Genomic DNA, 19,571 nt, shown 5'->3' with positions numbered 1-19,571 from the left:
CAGCGCCGATGGTAGTTGGGGGATCTCCCCCTGTGAGAGTAGGACGTCGCCAGGCAAATAGATTAAAGAGTAGCTCATTGGGAGTTACTCTTTTTTTTGGTTTGATTGTTAAAAATGGGTGAGAGGTTAGTCATTTTTAGGTAATAATTGGTGATAAACGCAATTAACGAAAATATGACGCAATCAAGAGTGGGAATGACGCAATCACCCTCCGCAATGACGCAATAAATTCAAAAACGACGCAATTATCACGAATTCCTCAAATGCTACACTCTTCTCGCCAGTCAAAACATCAGTATTTGTACAAAGGAGATCACTTTCACTATTTAACAAATTCTTTCACCCGTCAAAAACATCCAACCCATCAAATTCAGTAACCCCCACCACATCACACCACTCTACCACCACACCATTCAAACCCACCCATTCCCCCATTTTCTAAATTCTATCCAACAATCTTTCATTCCCACGTTTAAAACTTTCCTTAAACAGGAAAACTTTTAAGGTCAAACTTCATAATTGCAAAGTTTAAAAGGCGGTTGTATAATTATAGTCAAATATAGTCAAAGTCAAAATGAGGAGGAGGTTTGATGAGGAACATATCCGACATCATTGAAAGTTATTTAAAGAATGTGCTAGACCTGAGTGAAAGTGAGATAGTCGAGATAAAAAGAAGCGAAATTGCTGATAAATTCCAATGTGTTCCTTCTCAAATTAATTACGTAATCAACACCCGGTTCACGATAGAGCGGGGGTATGTAGTAGAAAGTAAACGTGGCGGCGGGGGCTATATCCGGATTATGAAGGTGAAAGCCCACGATCAAGTTCATTTGATTGACCAGTTAGTGGCGCTGATTACCCAGACAATCAGTCAGAATACGGCAGCTGATATTGTTTTTCGATTGGTGGAAGAGGAGATTATTTCTGAAAGAGAAGCCAAGATCATGCTGAGTGTGATGGACCGATCCGTCATTATGGTCGATTTACCCGAACGGGATGTCCTCCGAGGAAGAATGCTGAGAGCCATGCTGGATACATTGAAGTATGAGTAAGGGTTAAAGAGGTGAATGGGATGGTTTGTCAAGAGTGTAATGAAAGACCTGCGACCCTTCATTTTACCAAAGTGGTAAACGGGGAAAAGACAGAGGTTCATTTATGTGATCAATGTGCCCAGGATAAGGGTGAGATGTTTATGTTTGATTCTTCCCCCGGGTTTTCTGTGAACAATCTATTGGCAGGTCTCCTTAATATAGCTCCTGCGTTTAAGCAGGCAAAGGAAACAGAAATTCCTAAGACAGAAGTACTGCAGTGTAAAAAATGTAAAATGACGATACACCAGTTCATTAATGTAGGACGCTTTGGGTGTGCCCATTGCTATGAGACGTTTAAAGATGAATTGACTCCTTTGCTGAAGCGTGTTCATAGCGGGAATGTCGAGCACCGTGGGAAGGTTCCGGAACGTATGGGCGGGGCCATCCATATGAAAAAGAAGATTCAGCAATTGAAGTCTGAACTGCGAACGATGATTGCAGATGAAGAGTTTGAAAAAGCAGCCGAGATTCGAGACGAAATTCGCTCCCTGGAAAAAGATATTAAGCCTGAGGGAGGAGAGGAAGAATGAGTCTGGAGAAGTTTTTGAGCAATGCGGTTAGTTCTTGGATGAGTGAAGAGGGACCTAATTCGGATATCGTTCTCAGTTCCCGGGTAAGATTGGCGAGGAATTTAACGGACTATCGTTTTTCCACTCTTTATTCTTCTGAAGAAGCGAGAGAGATTGTGGATCGTGTGAAGGAGAAGCTTCCGTTATATCCTAAAGATTTAGGTGAATTGGAATTTTTACCTACCAGCGAGATTCAACCTCTACAAAAGAGGGTATTAATGGAGAAACACCTTATAAGCCCTAACCTGGCGGAGGATACGAATTACGGGGCTGTCCTATTATCAAGTGATGAAGATATTAGCATAATGGTAAACGAAGAGGATCATATTCGAATACAGTGTTTATATCCAGGTTTGCAATTGGAGGAAGCTCTAAAGAGGGCCAACGTGATAGACGATTGGTTTGAAAGTGAATTTGATTTTGCGTTCGATGAAAAGCATGGCTATTTAACGACCTGTCCTACTAATGTAGGTACCGGCCTTAGGGCTTCCGTGATGATGCATTTACCGGGTCTTGTATTAACACAGCAATTAAATCGTATCATTCCTGCCATCAATCAGTTGGGATTAGTGGTGAGAGGGATATATGGAGAAGGAAGCGAGGCGCTTGGAAATATCTTTCAGATATCGAATCAAACGACACTTGGTAAGTCGGAAGAGGATATCGTCGCAGATTTATTAAGCGTAGTGAAGCAAATCATCGAGAAAGAACAATCGGCAAGAAACGCATTAGTTCAGACGTCAAACATACAATTAGAAGATAGGATCTTCCGCTCTCTTGGGGTGCTGGAGCACAGCAGGATCATTGAATCCAAGGAAGCAGCGAAGTGTTTATCGGATGTCAGGCTTGGAATTGATTTAGGATACATCAAAGTGATATCTAAGAATATATTGAATGAACTAATGATTTTAACCCAACCTGGATTTTTACAACAATATTCTGGAGGTCCATTGAGACCAAATGAAAGAGATATAAGAAGGTCTTCTTTGATTCGGGAGCGAATTAAGTTAGATAAAGATACATGTGAGGAGGAAAAATAATATGATGTTTGGTCGATTTACAGAAAGAGCCCAAAAAGTATTGGCATTAGCTCAGGAAGAAGCAATTCGTTTATCACACAGTAATATTGGTACTGAACATATTTTATTGGGACTTGTCCGCGAAGGTGAAGGGATTGCTGCCAAAGCACTTACAGCATTGGGATTAAGCCCGGAAAAAATCCAGAAGGAAGTGGAAGGATTAATCGGTAAAGGAGCCGAGAAATCCCAAACGATTCATTATACGCCGCGTGCAAAGAAAGTGATCGAACTTTCCATGGATGAAGCTCGTAAGCTGGGGCACTCATATGTAGGGACGGAACATATTTTACTAGGGTTGATCCGAGAGGGCGAAGGAGTGGCTGCCCGTGTTCTCGGAAACCTTGGAGTCAGCTTGAATAAAGCAAGGCAGCAAGTATTGCAGCTGCTTGGAAGCAATGATTCAAGCAACCATCAGGGTGGTGGCAACGCCAATGCCAATACACCGACTCTTGATAGTTTAGCCCGTGATCTGACAGCCATCGCACGTGAAGGCAGCCTGGATCCGGTCATTGGACGCAGCAAAGAGATTCAGCGCGTCATTGAAGTATTGAGTCGTCGTACGAAGAATAACCCGGTATTAATTGGTGAGCCGGGTGTAGGGAAGACGGCGATTGCAGAAGGTCTTGCACAACAGATCATCGCCAATGAAGTGCCGGAAATCCTGCGCGACAAGCGTGTCATGACACTTGATATGGGGACGGTTGTAGCAGGTACCAAATACCGCGGGGAATTCGAGGATCGCTTGAAGAAAGTGATGGATGAAATCCGTCAAGCGGGTAACATCATCCTATTCATCGATGAACTTCATACATTGATCGGTGCGGGTGGCGCGGAAGGTGCGATTGATGCATCGAATATCCTGAAACCATCCCTTGCCCGTGGAGAACTACAGTGTATCGGTGCCACGACACTGGATGAGTACCGTAAATATATTGAAAAGGATGCTGCTCTTGAGCGCCGTTTCCAACCGATTCAAGTCAACGAGCCGACGGCAGAAGAGTCCATCCAAATCCTGAAAGGGCTGCGTGATCGTTATGAAGCCCATCACCGTGTTTCCATTACGGATGAAGCAATCGATGCTGCGGTGAAGCTGTCTGATCGTTACATCTCTGATAGATTCCTGCCGGATAAGGCGATCGATTTAATTGATGAAGCAGGATCAAAGGTGCGTCTGCGCTCTTATACGACACCACCAAATCTGAAAGAGCTTGAAGCCAAGCTGGAAGAAATCCGCAAAGAGAAAGATGCAGCCGTACAAAGCCAGGAATTTGAAAAAGCTGCTTCATTGAGGGATTCTGAGCAGAAGCTTCGTGAAGAATTAGAAGAGACTAAGAACACCTGGAAAGAAAAACAAGGTCAGGAAAATACAGAAGTGACCGTTGAAGATATTGCGAAGGTCGTTTCGAACTGGACGGGAGTGCCGGTATCGAAATTGGCTCAAACGGAAACGGATCGTTTACTCAAGTTAGAAGAGATCCTTCATTCCAGAGTCATCGGGCAGTCGGAAGCAGTCGTGGCGGTATCGAAAGCCGTGCGTCGTGCTAGAGCCGGACTGAAAGATCCAAAGCGTCCAATCGGCTCATTCATCTTCCTAGGACCAACCGGTGTCGGGAAAACAGAATTGGCCCGTGCCCTTGCAGAATCCATGTTCGGTGATGAAGATGCGATGATCCGTATTGATATGTCAGAGTACATGGAAAAGCATTCGACGTCCCGCTTAGTCGGTTCACCTCCGGGTTATGTAGGGTATGAAGAAGGCGGTCAGTTAACGGAAAAAGTTCGCCGCAAACCATACTCAGTCGTTCTGTTGGATGAGATTGAAAAAGCACATCCAGATGTATTTAACATTCTTCTTCAAGTATTAGAGGATGGCCGTTTAACAGACTCGAAAGGAAGAACGGTAGACTTCAGGAATACAGTCCTGATCATGACATCGAATGTTGGTGCTCAGTCCCTTAAGAGTAATAAATATGTAGGTTTCAATATCCAGGATGGAAAACAGGATTATAAAGATATGAAAGGTAAGGTCATGGAAGAACTGAAACGTGCTTTCCGACCTGAGTTCCTGAACCGTATCGATGAAATCATCGTGTTCCACTCTCTTGAAAAAGACCACCTGAAAGAGATTGTGACATTGATGTCAAATCAATTGACCAGCCGCCTGAAAGAACAGGATATTCACTTAGAGCTCTCACCGGCTGCAAAAGAGAAAATTGCAGATGAAGGATTCGATCCTGAATACGGCGCACGGCCGCTGCGTCGCGCAATCCAGAAATATGTAGAAGATAAACTGTCAGAGGAGCTATTAAGAGGTAAAGTGCTGACAGGACAGAATATTGTTATCGATGTAGAAGATAGTGAGTTTGTTGTAAAAGTGAAAGAAGAGGAAGCAGCTAATACTCCGACTTAATAGCAAGGGTGATTAAGAGGTACACGTATATGTTTTTCGTGTACCTCTTTTATCTTAATGGATGCTTGTCTGGCCTGCCCCAGCCGGCTCCGTTTTTCTGATTGTCCAGCTGCGGTGGCTAGAGGCTCGAGGTCATAAGCCAAGTTAACCAAAAAGGCAAAAAGACGCCTTTCCGGTTAACTCGTCTTAAGCTTGTCGCCTCTGATCAAGCCACCTCCGCTTTTCTTGTTATCCAGCTGCGCCGGCTAGTCCCTCGAGGTCACAACTGAATAATCACATAAGGCAAAAAGCGCCTTTTGTGATTTCCCAGTTGTGCTTGTCGGGCCTGACCAAGCCGGCTCCGCTTTTCTTGAGGGTCTTAAATTGAAACTGATACATAAAACCGATACAATCATCCCAAATGGTATTATCGTGAATACTTAAGAGTACAAATAGAGTAAAAGAGGAGAAGAATAGATTGGCAAAGAAAAAGACAAAGTTTGTGTGTTCATCCTGTGGATATGAGTCTGCCAAGTGGATGGGGAAATGTCCGGGATGTAACGAGTGGAATACGATGGTGGAAGAAGTTGAAATGACAGGGAAGAAGCCCCGCACGTCGTTTATGCATTCAGAGAATAGCGGACCGTCTAAAGCAGAGAAGCTGATCTCCATCGAAACGAAGCAGGAACCCAGGGTATTGACTGAATCAAAAGAACTGAACCGGGTGCTTGGTGGTGGAGTCGTACCTGGATCGCTCATCTTGATCGGGGGAGACCCTGGTATAGGGAAATCGACATTGTTGCTTCAGGTTTCAGCTCAGCTGGCTGATCAGAAGCAAAAGGTTTTATATATTTCCGGAGAGGAATCCATTAAGCAAACGAAGCTTCGTGCAGATCGGCTACACGTGAAATCAGACGATTTATATATATTTGCGGAAACGAATCTTGAGTTGATTCATCAGACAATAGAACAAATCTCACCGGATTTTGTCATCATTGACTCGATTCAGACGGTTTTTCATCCTGACGTGACATCTGCTCCCGGCAGTGTGTCCCAGGTAAGGGAATGTACGGCGGAACTGATGCGAATCGGGAAAACTAAGGGCATTGCGATTTTCATTGTAGGCCATGTTACGAAGGAAGGATCGATTGCCGGACCGCGATTGTTGGAACATATGGTGGATACCGTGTTGTATTTTGAAGGGGAGCGCCATCATTCGTATCGTATTTTAAGAGCGGTGAAGAATCGCTTCGGTTCTACGAATGAGATGGGGATTTTCGAGATGAAGGAGCTTGGTTTGGAGGAAGTGGCCAACCCATCTGAGATCTTCCTGGAGGAGCGCTCACAAGGTGCTGCCGGTTCCACTGTCGTTGCTTCAATGGAGGGTACAAGACCGGTTCTTGTGGAGATTCAAGCACTTGTGACACCGACCAGCTTCAACAATCCCCGGAGGATGGCGACCGGGATTGATCATAGCCGGGTTTCGCTGATCATGGCTGTGTTGGAGAAGCGTGCCGGGATGCTTTTACAGCAGCAGGATGCTTATTTGAAAGTGGCAGGCGGGGTGAAGCTTGACGAGCCGGCGATTGATTTGGCCGTCGCTGCAAGTATCGCTTCAAGCTTTCGGGATCGGGCGTCCAGTGCCCACGATTGCATTATCGGAGAAGTCGGTTTAACAGGTGAGATCAGAAGGGTATCTAGAATTGAGCAACGTGTACAGGAAGCGGCTAAGTTAGGATTTAAACGAGTGATTATTCCCCAAAATAACTTAAGTGGGTGGCAGCCGCCTTCTGATATAGAGGTCACAGGAGTATCAAATATTAACGAAGCGCTGTCAATTATTTTAGGAGGATAAGAAATGGAAGATAAGAAGGCAAGAGATAAGTCCATGTCGGATATATTACAATTCGTTGCTCCCGGTGCCCCGATCAGGGATGGCATTGATAACGTGCTGAGAGCCAATACGGGCGGACTGATCGTCGTTGGATACAACGATAAGGTAAAGTCTGTATTGGACGGGGGATTTCATATTAATTGTGCATTCTCTCCAAGCTACCTTTATGAACTGGCTAAAATGGACGGGGCCATCATCCTGAACGAAGCAGGAACGAAGATTATTTTGGCAAATGCACAACTGGCTCCCGATGTGTACGTCCCTTCTACGGAAACCGGGATGAGACACCGTACAGCGGAGCGGGTCGCAAGACAGACCAATGCTCTTGTCATCGCCATCTCGCAACGGAGAAACGTCATCACCCTGTATCAGGGGAACTTCCGATATGCCTTGAAGGATATCTCTGTCATCTTGACGAAGGCCAATCAGGCGATTCAAACCTTGGAGAAGTATAAAGTGGTCCTTGATCAGAGCATTTCTAATTTATCGGTATTGGAGTTTGAAGAGCTTGTCACCCAAAGTGACCTGCTGCAAGTTCTTCACCGGTTCGAAATGGTTCTGCGCATCAAGAATGAGTTGTTGACTTATTTAAGCGAGCTTGGTGTCGAAGGTAGATTGATCCGCCTTCAGATGAATGAGCTATTGACGGATATTGAAGATGAAGCCATGCTTATCATCAGGGACTATTCACATGAAAGAAATATCAAGCCGTTTGAACTTCTTTATAAGTTTCAGGAACTGGTTCATTCAGAAGTATTAGAGGATAATGTCCTATTGAAATTATTGGGCTATCACGGGTATGTCCATCACGATGATGCCATCTATCCAAGAGGATACCGCGTATTGAATAAAATTCCCCGGTTACCGATTGTGATCATTGAAAACCTTATTACAAGATTTGAAACCCTCCCTCATGTAGTGAGTGCTTCAGTGGATGATCTGGACGAAGTGGAAGGGATCGGCGAAGTGAGGGCAAGGAAAATCAAAGAAGGGTTAAAACTGATCAAAGAACAGACGTTTGCAGATCGACAGCTGTAGGTAAAGAGTCCTGCATTTGCCATATATGGTATAAATGTAGCATTTTCAAAAAATTGACAGTTTATTTAAGACGTGTTAGCCTTCACTTAAGGAAGCTAGTAATATGGGATAAGTGTATCAAAAAGGTTTCCACAGTATTAAATTTGAAATTTTCAAGGCTCATACGTTTCAAAAATAGTAAATTGTTTATAATGAGTAGGAGGAGGTGAGGGAATGTTAAAAAGAATCGTGCAAGCGTGCTTCCTGATCGTTGGAGGAACACTGGGGATATTTCTACTTCCCGAATTATTTACCGTCATAAATCTATCGGACATTCCTTTAATAAATAACCCTTATATGACTGCTATATTTGGTGCCATTATTTTTTATATTCTTACGTTTTGGGCAGTCGAGTATGTCGTCAATTTCGTCAAGTGGTTTGAAGATAGCTTGGTTAAGGCACCGGTAACGGATTTGTTATTTGGTAGTTTAGGCCTGATTATCGGTCTGTTTGTTGCGTATTTATCTGGCATCCCGTTCAATCAGATGGAGATCCCCATTGTCAACACGGTGGTTCCTATTCTATTAACGCTGCTTCTTGGATATTTAGGATTCCAGGTCGGGTTTAAGAAAAGGGATGAACTGGTCGGATTATTCGGCACAGGGAATCGCGGTAAGAAAAAAGGGACGGACGAGGACCTTGATGAAGAGGGTGTGAAGACCCTCAAGATATTGGATACGAGTGTAATTATTGACGGCCGTATCGCGGATATCTGCCAAACAGGATTTTTGGAAGGGATCGTTGTGATTCCGCAATTCGTACTGGAGGAGCTCCAGCATATCGCGGATTCTTCTGATGTGTTGAAGCGAAATCGTGGGCGACGCGGGCTTGATATCCTGAATAGGATCCAGAAGGAGCTTCCTGTCGAGGTTCAGATTTATGAAGGTGACTTTGAGGAAATCCAGGAAGTGGATTCGAAGCTTGTGAAATTAGCGAAGCTTACGAATGGAATCGTTGTAACGAATGATTTTAACTTGAATAAAGTGTGTGACCTTCAAGGCGTACAAGTCCTGAATATCAATGATTTGGCTAATGCCGTCAAGCCGGTGGTATTACCTGGCGAAGAATTGAAGGTCCAGGTAATTAAAGATGGGAAAGAGCATAACCAGGGGATCGCATACCTGGATGATGGCACGATGATCGTCGTGGAAGAAGGCCGCAATTACATCGGTAAGTATATCGACGTACTCGTGACATCCGTTCTTCAAACGTCTGCTGGCCGGATGATCTTTGCGAAACCGAAGCAATTAGAAAAAGCATTATAAGAAACCTCTTTGTAAGCCTGACTCCATTGATTCAGTAAGGTATAATGAATAGTATTACTTGTGTATTAAAGGAGTTATTCTATGGAATATGAAGTTGTCATTCCGGCTGCAGGGCAGGGGAAACGAATGAAAGCGGACAGGAACAAGCTGCTCCTTGAGCTTAAGGGTTGTCCCGTGATCATTCATACCTTGCGTGTTTTCGAACAAGACACACATTGTAAAGGTATCTACTTAGCCATACACCCATCTGAGCGAAAGGTGTTTGAAGGCCTCTTGAATCGATTTGGCATCAAGAAGGTGGTCAAGCTCGTGGACGGTGGCGAAGAAAGGCAGCATAGTGTATATAATGCATTGCTTGAGGTTGATCATGGGATTGTTCTCGTACATGACGGAGCAAGACCTTTTATTAAAGAATCCACGATTCACCAATTAGTAGAAAAGACTTATTCAACAGGAGCTGCCATTGCGGCGGTGCCCGTTAAAGATACGATTAAAAAAGTACTGGATGGAGAGGTCGAGGAAACGATTGAACGCTCAAGCTTGTGGATGGTTCAAACTCCACAAGCTTTTCGTGTTTCTGTTCTGAAGACAGCACATAAAGAAGCGGATCAGGATGGTTTCCTTGGTACCGATGATGCTTCCCTTGTAGAAAGATCAGATGTAGAGGTGGCTGTTGTTGAGAGTGATTATGACAATATCAAGCTGACCACCCCCGAGGATTTATATTTTGCCGAGGCGATCTTAAAGAAGCGAGAGGAAATGAGTGGAGGAGAGAAACATGTTTAGGATTGGACAAGGATTTGATGTTCATCAGCTAGTGGAAGGAAGGCCCCTTATCATGGGAGGCATTACGATTCCATATGAAAAAGGTCTGTTGGGACATTCGGATGCGGATGTATTGCTGCATGCTGTAGCGGATGCGTGTCTGGGTGCGATAGCGGCGGGGGATATCGGGAAGCACTTTCCGGATACAGATCCCGAGTTTAAGGATGCGGATTCAGCAAAGCTTCTTCAGCATGTATGGGCCATTGTGAAAGAGGAAGGCTATGAGTTGGGGAATATCGATTGTACGATCATTGCCCAGAAACCTAAGATGGCGCCATATATCGACGAAATGAGACAAAGCATCGCAACGTTATTGGAAGCCGATATTGCGGAAGTAAATGTGAAGGCAACCACTTCTGAGAAGCTTGGATTCACTGGAAGAGGCGAAGGGATTGCCGCACAAACCACCATTTTGATTAAAAAGAAGTAGGGGATAAATTCGCTTTATTCCCATACTTAACGGTGTTAAAATAGGTCTTAGACTTTAAAGCAGGAATCATAAGAGGAGGAAATACAAATGACACAGGAAGTACGCGTCCGTTATGCCCCGAGTCCAACGGGCCATTTACATATTGGAAATGCAAGAACCGCTTTATTTAATTACCTTTACGCCCGCAGCGTAGGAGGAAAGTTCATCATCCGTATTGAAGACACGGATAAGAAACGAAATATCGAAGGTGGAGAAGAAAGTCAGCTTAAATATCTTCAGTGGCTGGGAATCGATTGGGATGAAAGTACAGATAAACCGGGAGAATACGGCCCTTATCGCCAATCAGAGCGTAATCATATCTACGAGCAGTATTTAAATGAGCTGTTAGAAAACGGAAAGGCTTATAAGTGTTACTGTACGGAAGAAGAGCTGGAAGCGGAACGTGAAGCGCAATCAGCTGCTGGTCAAATGCCGCGCTACTCAGGAAAATGCCGCAACCTGACGAAAGAGGAGCAGGAGAAACTTGCTGCGGAAGGCCGCCAACCGAGCATTCGTTTCCGAGTACCTGCAGGGAAAGTATATTCTTTCAATGATATCGTAAAAGAGGATGTGTCATTTGAATCAGATGGCATCGGTGATTTTGTCATCGCAAAGAAAGATGGTACACCAACGTATAACTTCGCCGTAGCAGTCGATGATTATTTGATGAAAATCACTCATGTTCTTCGCGGGGAGGATCATATCTCCAATACTCCGAAGCAGCTGATGATTTTCGAAGCCCTTGGTTGGGAAGCACCTGTTTACGGGCATATGACGTTAATCGTCAATGAAAGCCGTAAGAAGCTGAGCAAACGGGATGAGAGCATCATTCAATTCATCGAGCAATATGAAGCCCTTGGTTATTTACCTGAAGCGTTATTCAACTTTATTGCTTTACTCGGCTGGTCTCCAAAAGGGGAGGAGGAGCTGTTCTCGAAAGAAGAATTCATTGAAATCTTTGATCCTGAACGTCTATCCACTTCATCAGCCCTGTTCGACAATCAGAAGCTAACTTGGATGAACAACCAATACATGAAGAACCTGGAATTAGATCAGGTCGTGGAGCTTTCTCTTCCACATTTGATCAGTGCGGGTAAATTGGATGAAACTATGTCCGATGAGCAGCGTGAATGGGCGAGCCGTGTCATTTCTTTATACCAGGAGCAGATGAGCTTCGGTGCTGAAATTGTCGAGCTGTCTGACATGTTCTTCAAGACCGATCTTGAATATGATGAAGAGGCGAAAGCGGTACTTGATGAAGAGCAGGTACCTGAAGTCCTTCAAGCTTTCTTGAACGAGATCGAAGCCCTGGAAAATTACGAAGCGGCAGAAATCAAATCGTCCATCAAAGCGGTACAAAAGGCGACAGGTCATAAAGGTAAGAAGCTGTTCATGCCGATCCGTGTAGCGGTGACTGGCCAGACTCATGGTCCTGAATTACCGAATGCTATCGAGCTGTTAGGGAAAGATACCGTTAAACATCGCCTTCAAAGTCTTTTAGGTTAACATTTTCGAGGATATGTAATATAGTAAGAGTATCACACTAAATGATATCGCGTTGATGAGGAGAAGTAAGAAATGGATGCTTAGTAGAGAGAACCATCACCGGCTGAAAGTGGTTTAAGCCCCTCCATTTCTGAAATGCACCTCTGAGCCCGTTACTGAAATATAGTAGGTAAAGGCGGCATCCTACCGTTAACAGGATTCGAGTTGGAGAAGGAATGTCTTCTCAATCAGAGTGGAACCGCGCTGCCTATGCGTCTCTGTCAGTATATTGACAGGGGCGTTTTTTTTTATTGGAGAAAGCTATTATTTTCAAAAAGGAAGGGGGATGGATCCGAATGTTTAAGTCGTTCAAGGAAGATATAGATGTCGTCTTTGATCAGGATCCAGCTGCGAGGAATTATATTGAGGTCATCCTCACGTATTCGGGTCTTCATGCCATTTGGGCTCATCGCATTGCTCACGCATTCTTTAAACGTAAATTCTTTTTTATTGCAAGGGTCATTTCACAGGTCAGTCGCTTCTTCACGGGAGTCGAGATTCATCCAGGGGCCAAGATCGGCCGTCGTTTTTTCATTGATCACGGCATGGGTGTGGTGATTGGTGAGACGTGTGAAATCGGAGATAATGTCACGCTCTTCCAAGGGGTAACCCTTGGGGGGACCGGGAAGGAAAAGGGGAAGCGCCACCCAACGATTCAGGACAATGCTTTAATTGCGACGGGTGCAAAAGTATTAGGATCCATCGTAGTTGGGGAAAATTCTAAGGTGGGGGCAGGATCTGTCGTTTTAAAAGATGTTCCTCCCAATTCGACCGTAGTCGGTATCCCAGGAAAGGTCGTCATTCAGGACGGAGTGAAGATACAGAAGGATCTGAATCACTGTGATTTGCCCGATCCGATTAATGATCGTATGAAGCAGCTTGAAAAAGAAGTGAATGAGTTGAAATCACTATTAAGGGAATATGAGGGAAGGAGTCGATCATCTTGACGATTCGTTTATATAACACACTGACAAGGCAAAAAGAGGAATTTAAACCCCTGGAAGAGGGTAAGGTCAAAATGTATGTGTGCGGGCCGACGGTTTATAATTATATCCATATAGGAAATGCACGCCCTGCCATCGTATTTGACACCGTTAGACGTTATTTGGAATACAGGGGATATGATGTCCAATTTGTCTCTAACTTCACAGATGTGGATGATAAATTAATTAAAGCGGCTAAGGAACTCGGGGAAGATGTCCCGACGATTGCGAAGCGCTTCATCGATGCTTACTTCGAAGACACGGGGGCACTTGGGTGCAAGAAAGCCGATGTTCATCCGACTGTAACGGATAATATCGATACGATTGTAGATTTTATCGCAGCCCTTGTGGAGAAAGGCTATGCGTATGAATCTCAGGGAGACGTTTATTATCGTACAAGAAAGTTTGACGGATACGGGAAACTTTCTCATCAACCCATTGATGAACTAAAGTCGGGAGCCCGTATCGATGTAGGGGATAAGAAAGAGGATGCCTTGGATTTCGTTCTGTGGAAAGCGGCTAAGGAAGGTGAAATCTCCTGGGAAAGCCCATGGGGTGAAGGGCGTCCGGGCTGGCATATTGAATGCTCAGCCATGGCTAAGCGCTACTTGGGAGATACCATTGATATCCATGCCGGGGGACAGGATCTGACTTTCCCTCATCACGAGAATGAAATTGCACAATCAGAGGCCCTTACAGGTAAGACATTCGCAAAGTACTGGATGCACAATGGGTACATCAATATCGATAATGAGAAGATGTCAAAATCACTCGGTAATTTCGTATTGGTTCACGACATCATTAAAGAACAGGATCCGCAGGTACTCCGTTTCTTCATGCTGTCGGTACATTATCGTCACCCGATCAATTATAATTTAGAGCTTCTGCAGCACGCAGAGACCTCCTTGGACAGGATCAAAACAGCATATGAAAACTTGAAGCACCGCAAGGAATCAAGCACAAACTTAACGGAAAACAACCAGGAATGGCTGGACAAAATTGCCGAGTTGAAAGCACAGTTCATCATGGACATGGATGATGATTTTAATACAGCCAATGGAATCTCCATCCTATTCGAACTATCCAGACAGGCGAACTATTACCTGATGGAGAAGAATACGTCAACAGAAGTGATAGACGGGTTCTTACAACAATTCGAAGATTTCTTCTCTGTACTAGGTCTGACCCTTCAGGACGCAGGACTCTTGGACGAAGAAGTGGAAGAACTGATCGAAAAACGTATTCAGGCTCGTAAAGACCGGAACTTTCAATTAGCGGATGAAATCCGGGACACATTGAAGGATATGGATATCATCCTGGAAGATACTCCTCAAGGCACCCGCTGGAAAAGAGGATCTTAATGCTGTACGAGACAAATGAACACATCGATGCGAAACAAATCAACGCGCTTGCACTTGCTTATATGGGGGATGCTGTATATGAAACATATGTACGGCAGCTCCTCTTAACCAAGGGGAAGATCAAACCGAATCAGCTGCACAGGGCCGCGACGAAGTATGTATCCGCTAAAGCCCAGGCCGCCATTCTTAGGACATTGTTTGATCAAGATCTATTATCCGAAGAAGAAATCACGATTGTGAAGCGGGGGAGAAATGCCAAGTCAGGGACGACCCCTAAAAACACGGACGTACAGACATATAAACACAGCACTGCTTTTGAGGCACTTATTGGATATTTGTTTTTACTTAATCGGACGGAGCGGTTAGAGGAACTATTGAAGATTATTTTTGAACAAGCCCAGGCAGGAAAGGAGGAGCAGAAATGAGTAAAGATTTTATCGGAGGAAGAAATCCGGTTATGGAAGCGTTAAAGTCTGGACGGGATATCAATAAGATTTGGATTGCGGAAGGGTCACAGAAAGGCTCCATCCAGCAAATCGTTGGACTTGCCAAAGAATCGAACGTAATGGTTCAATACGTCCCTAAAAAGAAGATCGAGCAGATGGTTGCTGAAAACCACCAGGGGGTTGTCGCTTCTGTTGCTGCTTATCAGTATGCAGAAATAGATGACCTATTTCACAGGGCGGAACAAAAAGGGGAAGATCCTTTTATTCTGATCCTGGATGAATTGGAAGATCCGCACAACCTTGGGTCCATCATGAGAACGGCGGATGCGGCAGGTGCCCACGGAATCATTATCCCGAAGAGAAGAGCGGTCGGACTTACGTCTACAGTAGCGAAAGCCTCCACTGGTGCCATTGAGCATATTCCTGTGGCACGTGTGACCAATCTGTCCAGAGCCGTGGACGAACTGAAAGAGCGTGGAGTGTGGGTAGCCGGGACGGATGCGAAAGGTAAGCAGGACTTCCGTCAGTTGGACGGCACGCTGCCTATCGGCTTAATCATCGGAAGTGAAGGAAAAGGGATGAGCCGAATATTAAGAGATAAATGTGATTTCCTTGTCCAGTTGCCAATGATTGGTCATGTTACGTCATTAAACGCTTCTGTGGCAGCTAGTATCTTAATGTATGAGGTATACCGCAAACGCCACCCATTGGGAGAATAGGGGTAATGGATATTCTCCTTGTGGATGGCTATAACATTATCGGTGCCTGGTCAGAATTAAATGAGTTGAAGCAGAAGGATTTAGCCGCAGCAAGAGACCGTCTCGTGGAACTGATGGCAGAATATCAGGGGTATACGGGCTACCGTGTCATTGTCGTGTTTGATGCCTATTATGTACAGGGGATTGCCCGTAAGTACCAAAATAATAAAGTTGAAGTGCTTTTTACGAGAGAAAATGAAACAGCTGATGAACGAATTGAAAAACTAGCCATTGAGTTAAATAATATTAAGACCCAGATTCATGTAGCAACATCGGATTTCACAGAGCAATGGGCGATTTTTGGTCAGGGGGCCCTTCGTAAATCAGCGAGGGAGCTACTGACAGAGGTGAAAGTCATCGAAAAAAAAATCGAACGAAAAGTACGAAATTCGAGTGAAAAAAGGCCGGCATCGAAGATCCAATTGTCAGAAGAAGTTGCTGAAATTTTTGAAAAATGGCGCCGTGGGGAACAATGATAGGTTGACGGTTGAATTTTCAGTAATGTATAATAATTCTATCTATTGTTTTGCGCGGGGGGATGTGTGTGAGCAATATCACCAGGACAGAAGCATTTGATAATCGATTAGAAGGCATGGATGATGAAGAGATCATAGAAGCCGTCCATCAGGGTCACAGCGAAGCGTTAGATTTTTTAATCAAAAAATATCGTAATTTTGTAAGAGCGAAAGCCCGGTCGTATTTCTTGATCGGGGCTGATAAGGAAGATATCGTCCAGGAAGGTATGATTGGATTGTATAAAGCAATCCGGGATTATAAGGAGGACAAGCTGACTTCTTTTAAAGCGTTTGCAGAATTATGTATCACGAGACAAATTATTACTGCCATTAAGACAGCCACCAGACAAAAGCATATTCCGCTCAATTCGTATGTTTCACTGGATAAACCCATTTATGATGATGAGTCGGACCGTACGTTGTTAGATGTCATTTCAGGTGCGAAAGTAATGGATCCGGAAGCCCTAATTATCAATCGTGAAGAATTCGACAACATGGAAGACAAGATGGCACAGTTATTGAGTGATCTTGAGAGGAAAGTGCTTGCCCTTTATTTGGACGGGCAGTCTTATCAGGAAATATCGGAAGAGCTGAATCGCCATGTGAAGTCTATCGATAACGCATTACAGCGGGTGAAACGAAAGCTCGAGCGATACTTGGAAGTCCGCGAAATAACGATGTAAAGTCATATTGACACAAATTGGTGGTCGTGTTATTTTTGATAGGACTTACTATGTATAGTGTAGGTGGAATATATGACTACTAAATTAATATTGGCCTGCTCGGTATGCGGTTCCAGGAATTATACTGTGCCGGGTAATCGTAACCAGGCTGTTCGATTAGAAATAAAGAAATTCTGCAATACATGTAATGCTCACACCCTACACAAAGAGACTAAATAGTGTAGAAGTCTTGCGCATTGATATTAGTTGGAGGTTACTAACGGATGTTTAAATTCTTTCGCAATGTTGCATCGGAAATGAGAAAGGTCAGCTGGCCTAAACGTAAAGAGTTAACACGCTACACGATAACTGTTATCACGACAGTGGTATTCGTTGCCCTTTTCTTTGCTGTAATTGACCTGGGCATCTCAGAACTTATGCGATTGATCATTGGTTCTAAGTAAGAGAAACATAGAATTAATTGTATATATACCGTGAAAGCATGGTATAATGAATGTTAATAGAGTACATGACCTTAGAGCCCGTTATCTTATTACGGGTTTTTTCATTTGGAGAAAAAAGGCGAATGAGTATTCTTAAATAGTAAGGAGGGACGGACGTTTAGTCCTATAAGATGGAGAAGAATTGGTACGTAGTTCATACTTATTCAGGATACGAGAATAAGGTTAAAGCAAACCTCGAGAAACGTGTAGAATCAATGGGGATGCAAGACAAAATCTTCCGCGTGATCGTGCCTGAAGAAGAAGAGACAGATTTTAAGAATGGTAAGAAGAAAGTGATTAAGAAGAAAGTATTTCCTGGTTACGTGATTGTAGAAATCGTCATGACGGATGATTCCTGGTATGTAGTTCGTAACACACCTGGAGTGACTGGATTCGTCGGTTCATCAGGTTCTGGTTCGAAGCCGACGCCGTTATTGCCTGAAGAAGTAACAAATCTTCTGAAGCAAATGGGCATGACAGAGAAAAAGGTAGAAATCGACTTCGAATTAGGAGAAACAGTGAAAGTGAACGAAGGTCCATTCGCAAACTTCACCGGTTCGATAGAAGAGATCGATAATGCGAAAGCAAAAGTAAAAGTCCACGTCAATATGTTTGGTAGAGATACCCCGGTAGAACTGGATTTCTCTCAAATTGATAAATTATAATGGAAAAGAACTTGAAATCATTCTGAAAAAATGATACTATTTCATAAGTCAGTGCGTCTCGACAAAAGAGATACTGAAACTAATAGACGTTCTTTATGTTGATAAAGACATTTTTTACATTTGAGTGGGAGGGTGAAATACCCAATAACCACATCACGGACTTAAGGAGGTGTGTCTCGTGGCTAAAAAAGTTATCAAAATGGTTAAATTGCAGATTCCTGCCGGTAAAGCTAATCCAGCTCCACCAGTTGGTCCTGCACTAGGTCAAGCAGGTGTTAACATCATGGGATTCTGTAAGGAATTCAATGCTCGTACAGCAGATCAAGCTGGCTTAATCATTCCTGTTGAAATCACGGTATTTGAAGACCGTTCATTTACATTCATCACAAAAACTCCACCCGCTGCTGTTCTTCTTAAGAAAGCTGCTGGTATCGAGTCTGGTTCAGGCGAACCAAACAGCAAGAAAGTGGCAACACTTAAACGCGACAAAGTACGTGAAATTGCTGAAACAAAAATGCCTGACTTAAATGCGGCTAGTGTTGAATCAGCTATGCGCATGGTAGAAGGAACTGCGCGCAGCATGGGTATCGTCATCGAAGACTAATCCCTGCTTCGGCAAAAAGGTTCCTGTTGAACGAGGTTGCGATGATGAAATGTACGTTTCACTCGCAACCTTATTTCGTGGGAGGTTATTCCGCTAAAACCACATATAGGAGGAAATTTATAATGGCTAAAAAAGGTAAAAAGTTTCTTGAAGCTCAAAAGCTTGTAGATCGTACTACAGCTTATTCAGTGGAAGAAGCAATCGAACTAGTTAAGAAAACAAACTTCGCTAAGTTTGACGCAACGATCGAAGTAGCGTTCCGCTTAGGTGTAGATACTCGTAAGAACGACCAGCAAATCCGTGGAGCAGTTGTACTTCCACACGGAACTGGTAAAACTCAAAAGGTTCTTGTATTCGCTAAAGGCGATAAAGCAAAAGAAGCAGAAGCTGCTGGCGCTGATTTCGTAGGTGATGCAGACCTTATCAACAAGATCAACCAAGGTTGGTTCGAGTTTGATGTAATCGTAGCAACTCCAGACATGATGGGTGAAGTTGGTAAACTTGGTCGCGTATTAGGACCTAAAGGTTTAATGCCAAACCCTAAAACTGGTACAGTTACATTTGATGTAACAAAAGCAGTTAATGAAATCAAAGCTGGTAAAGTTGAATACCGTGCTGACAAATCAGGTAACGTACACGTTCCTGTTGGAAAGATTTCATTCGACAACGAAAAGCTTGTTGAAAACTTTGCTACAATGTATGAAACAATGCTTAAAGTTAAACCTGCTGCTGCAAAAGGAACTTACATGAAGAACGTTTCTGTAACTTCTACAATGGGACCTGGCGTTAAAGTCGATCCTTCAACTTTCGCAGTTAAGGCATAATTTGGTATTGACTTACTAGGAACTAGTGATTATAATTAGTTCTGTT

General features: G+C 43.8%; 21 protein-coding genes and 1 other annotated feature. All 21 genes read left to right on the top strand.

Translation table 11 applies throughout. The features are described 5' to 3' along the window. Window positions 1-590: 590 nt before the first annotated feature. The 21 genes from SLH55_RS20650 (at window position 591) to rplA (ending at window position 19,525) form a co-directional block, all read left to right on the top strand. A complete protein-coding gene (locus tag SLH55_RS20650; protein WP_206857948.1) occupies window positions 591-1,052 on the top strand; it encodes a CtsR family transcriptional regulator in 462 nt (153 codons plus the stop codon). A gap of 20 nt (window positions 1,053-1,072) precedes the next feature. Next, window positions 1,073-1,621 (top strand): UvrB/UvrC motif-containing protein, encoded by a 549-nt coding sequence (locus tag SLH55_RS20645; protein ID WP_219166374.1) that lies wholly within the window; start codon window positions 1,073-1,075, stop codon window positions 1,619-1,621. Continuing rightward, complete coding sequence (locus SLH55_RS20640; RefSeq protein WP_219166375.1) at window positions 1,618-2,700, top strand: protein arginine kinase; 1,083 nt, start codon at window positions 1,618-1,620, stop codon at window positions 2,698-2,700. Before SLH55_RS20645 ends, SLH55_RS20640 begins: the two co-directional genes overlap by 4 nt. A 1-nt stretch (window position 2,701) precedes the next feature. Next, window positions 2,702-5,149, top strand: a complete 2,448-nt coding sequence (gene clpC / locus SLH55_RS20635; protein ID WP_219166376.1) for an ATP-dependent protease ATP-binding subunit ClpC — start codon at window positions 2,702-2,704, stop codon at window positions 5,147-5,149. A gap of 457 nt (window positions 5,150-5,606) precedes the next feature. Further along, window positions 5,607-6,983, top strand: coding sequence for a DNA repair protein RadA (gene radA / locus SLH55_RS20630; RefSeq protein WP_219166377.1), 1,377 nt, complete (start codon window positions 5,607-5,609; stop codon window positions 6,981-6,983). A 3-nt stretch (window positions 6,984-6,986) separates the two neighbouring features. Further along, entirely contained in the window at window positions 6,987-8,060 is a 1,074-nt protein-coding gene (gene disA, locus SLH55_RS20625) for a DNA integrity scanning diadenylate cyclase DisA (protein ID WP_219166378.1), read from the top strand. 213 nt (window positions 8,061-8,273) lie between these two features. After that, complete coding sequence (locus SLH55_RS20620; protein WP_219166379.1) at window positions 8,274-9,365, top strand: PIN/TRAM domain-containing protein; 1,092 nt, start codon at window positions 8,274-8,276, stop codon at window positions 9,363-9,365. Between the two features lie 81 nt (window positions 9,366-9,446). Then, window positions 9,447-10,151: a 2-C-methyl-D-erythritol 4-phosphate cytidylyltransferase gene (gene ispD, locus SLH55_RS20615; RefSeq protein ID WP_219166380.1), complete on the top strand. Its 705-nt coding sequence runs from the start codon at window positions 9,447-9,449 to the stop codon at window positions 10,149-10,151. Next, complete coding sequence (gene ispF, locus SLH55_RS20610) at window positions 10,144-10,620, top strand: 2-C-methyl-D-erythritol 2,4-cyclodiphosphate synthase (protein WP_219166381.1); 477 nt, start codon at window positions 10,144-10,146, stop codon at window positions 10,618-10,620. Before ispD ends, ispF begins: the two co-directional genes overlap by 8 nt. An 87-nt stretch (window positions 10,621-10,707) precedes the next feature. Next, entirely contained in the window at window positions 10,708-12,165 is a 1,458-nt protein-coding gene (gene gltX, locus SLH55_RS20605) for a glutamate--tRNA ligase (RefSeq protein ID WP_320324382.1), read from the top strand. A gap of 43 nt (window positions 12,166-12,208) precedes the next feature. Beyond that, window positions 12,209-12,427 (top strand) — a binding site (T-box leader). 73 nt (window positions 12,428-12,500) lie between these two features. Next, entirely contained in the window at window positions 12,501-13,151 is a 651-nt protein-coding gene (cysE, locus tag SLH55_RS20600) for a serine O-acetyltransferase (RefSeq protein WP_219166383.1), read from the top strand. Continuing rightward, on the top strand, window positions 13,148-14,548 hold the full coding sequence (gene cysS, locus SLH55_RS20595) for a cysteine--tRNA ligase (RefSeq protein ID WP_219166384.1): 1,401 nt from the start codon (window positions 13,148-13,150) through the stop codon (window positions 14,546-14,548). Before cysE ends, cysS begins: the two co-directional genes overlap by 4 nt. Then, window positions 14,548-14,973, top strand: coding sequence for a Mini-ribonuclease 3 (locus SLH55_RS20590; protein WP_219166385.1), 426 nt, complete (start codon window positions 14,548-14,550; stop codon window positions 14,971-14,973). The genes cysS and SLH55_RS20590 overlap by 1 nt, the downstream gene beginning before the upstream one ends. Further along, entirely contained in the window at window positions 14,970-15,713 is a 744-nt protein-coding gene (gene rlmB, locus SLH55_RS20585) for a 23S rRNA (guanosine(2251)-2'-O)-methyltransferase RlmB (protein WP_219166386.1), read from the top strand. Before SLH55_RS20590 ends, rlmB begins: the two co-directional genes overlap by 4 nt. A gap of 5 nt (window positions 15,714-15,718) precedes the next feature. Further along, entirely contained in the window at window positions 15,719-16,228 is a 510-nt protein-coding gene (locus tag SLH55_RS20580) for an NYN domain-containing protein (protein WP_219166387.1), read from the top strand. A gap of 77 nt (window positions 16,229-16,305) precedes the next feature. Beyond that, window positions 16,306-16,950 carry an RNA polymerase sporulation sigma factor SigH gene (gene sigH, locus SLH55_RS20575; RefSeq protein WP_412103632.1) on the top strand — a complete coding sequence of 215 codons (645 nt, stop codon included), beginning with the start codon at window positions 16,306-16,308 and terminating at the stop codon, window positions 16,948-16,950. Between the two features lie 72 nt (window positions 16,951-17,022). Beyond that, window positions 17,023-17,169, top strand: a complete 147-nt coding sequence (gene rpmG, locus SLH55_RS20570) for a 50S ribosomal protein L33 (protein ID WP_219166388.1) — start codon at window positions 17,023-17,025, stop codon at window positions 17,167-17,169. Between the two features lie 44 nt (window positions 17,170-17,213). Beyond that, complete coding sequence (gene secE / locus SLH55_RS20565; RefSeq protein ID WP_044340513.1) at window positions 17,214-17,393, top strand: preprotein translocase subunit SecE; 180 nt, start codon at window positions 17,214-17,216, stop codon at window positions 17,391-17,393. 170 nt (window positions 17,394-17,563) lie between these two features. Continuing rightward, a complete protein-coding gene (gene nusG, locus SLH55_RS20560) occupies window positions 17,564-18,097 on the top strand; it encodes a transcription termination/antitermination protein NusG (protein WP_206857918.1) in 534 nt (177 codons plus the stop codon). 178 nt (window positions 18,098-18,275) lie between these two features. Next, on the top strand, window positions 18,276-18,701 hold the full coding sequence (gene rplK / locus SLH55_RS20555) for a 50S ribosomal protein L11 (protein WP_032085258.1): 426 nt from the start codon (window positions 18,276-18,278) through the stop codon (window positions 18,699-18,701). Between the two features lie 122 nt (window positions 18,702-18,823). Beyond that, entirely contained in the window at window positions 18,824-19,525 is a 702-nt protein-coding gene (rplA, locus tag SLH55_RS20550) for a 50S ribosomal protein L1 (RefSeq protein WP_219166389.1), read from the top strand. The last annotated feature ends 46 nt before the right edge of the window (window positions 19,526-19,571 follow it).

Source organism: Rossellomorea sp. YZS02 (assembly GCF_033963925.1).
Taxonomy (GTDB): domain Bacteria; phylum Bacillota; class Bacilli; order Bacillales; family Bacillaceae_B; genus Rossellomorea.
The sequence above is the reverse complement of the archived record's forward strand: the minus strand, read 5'-3'. Positions and strand labels throughout refer to the sequence as shown.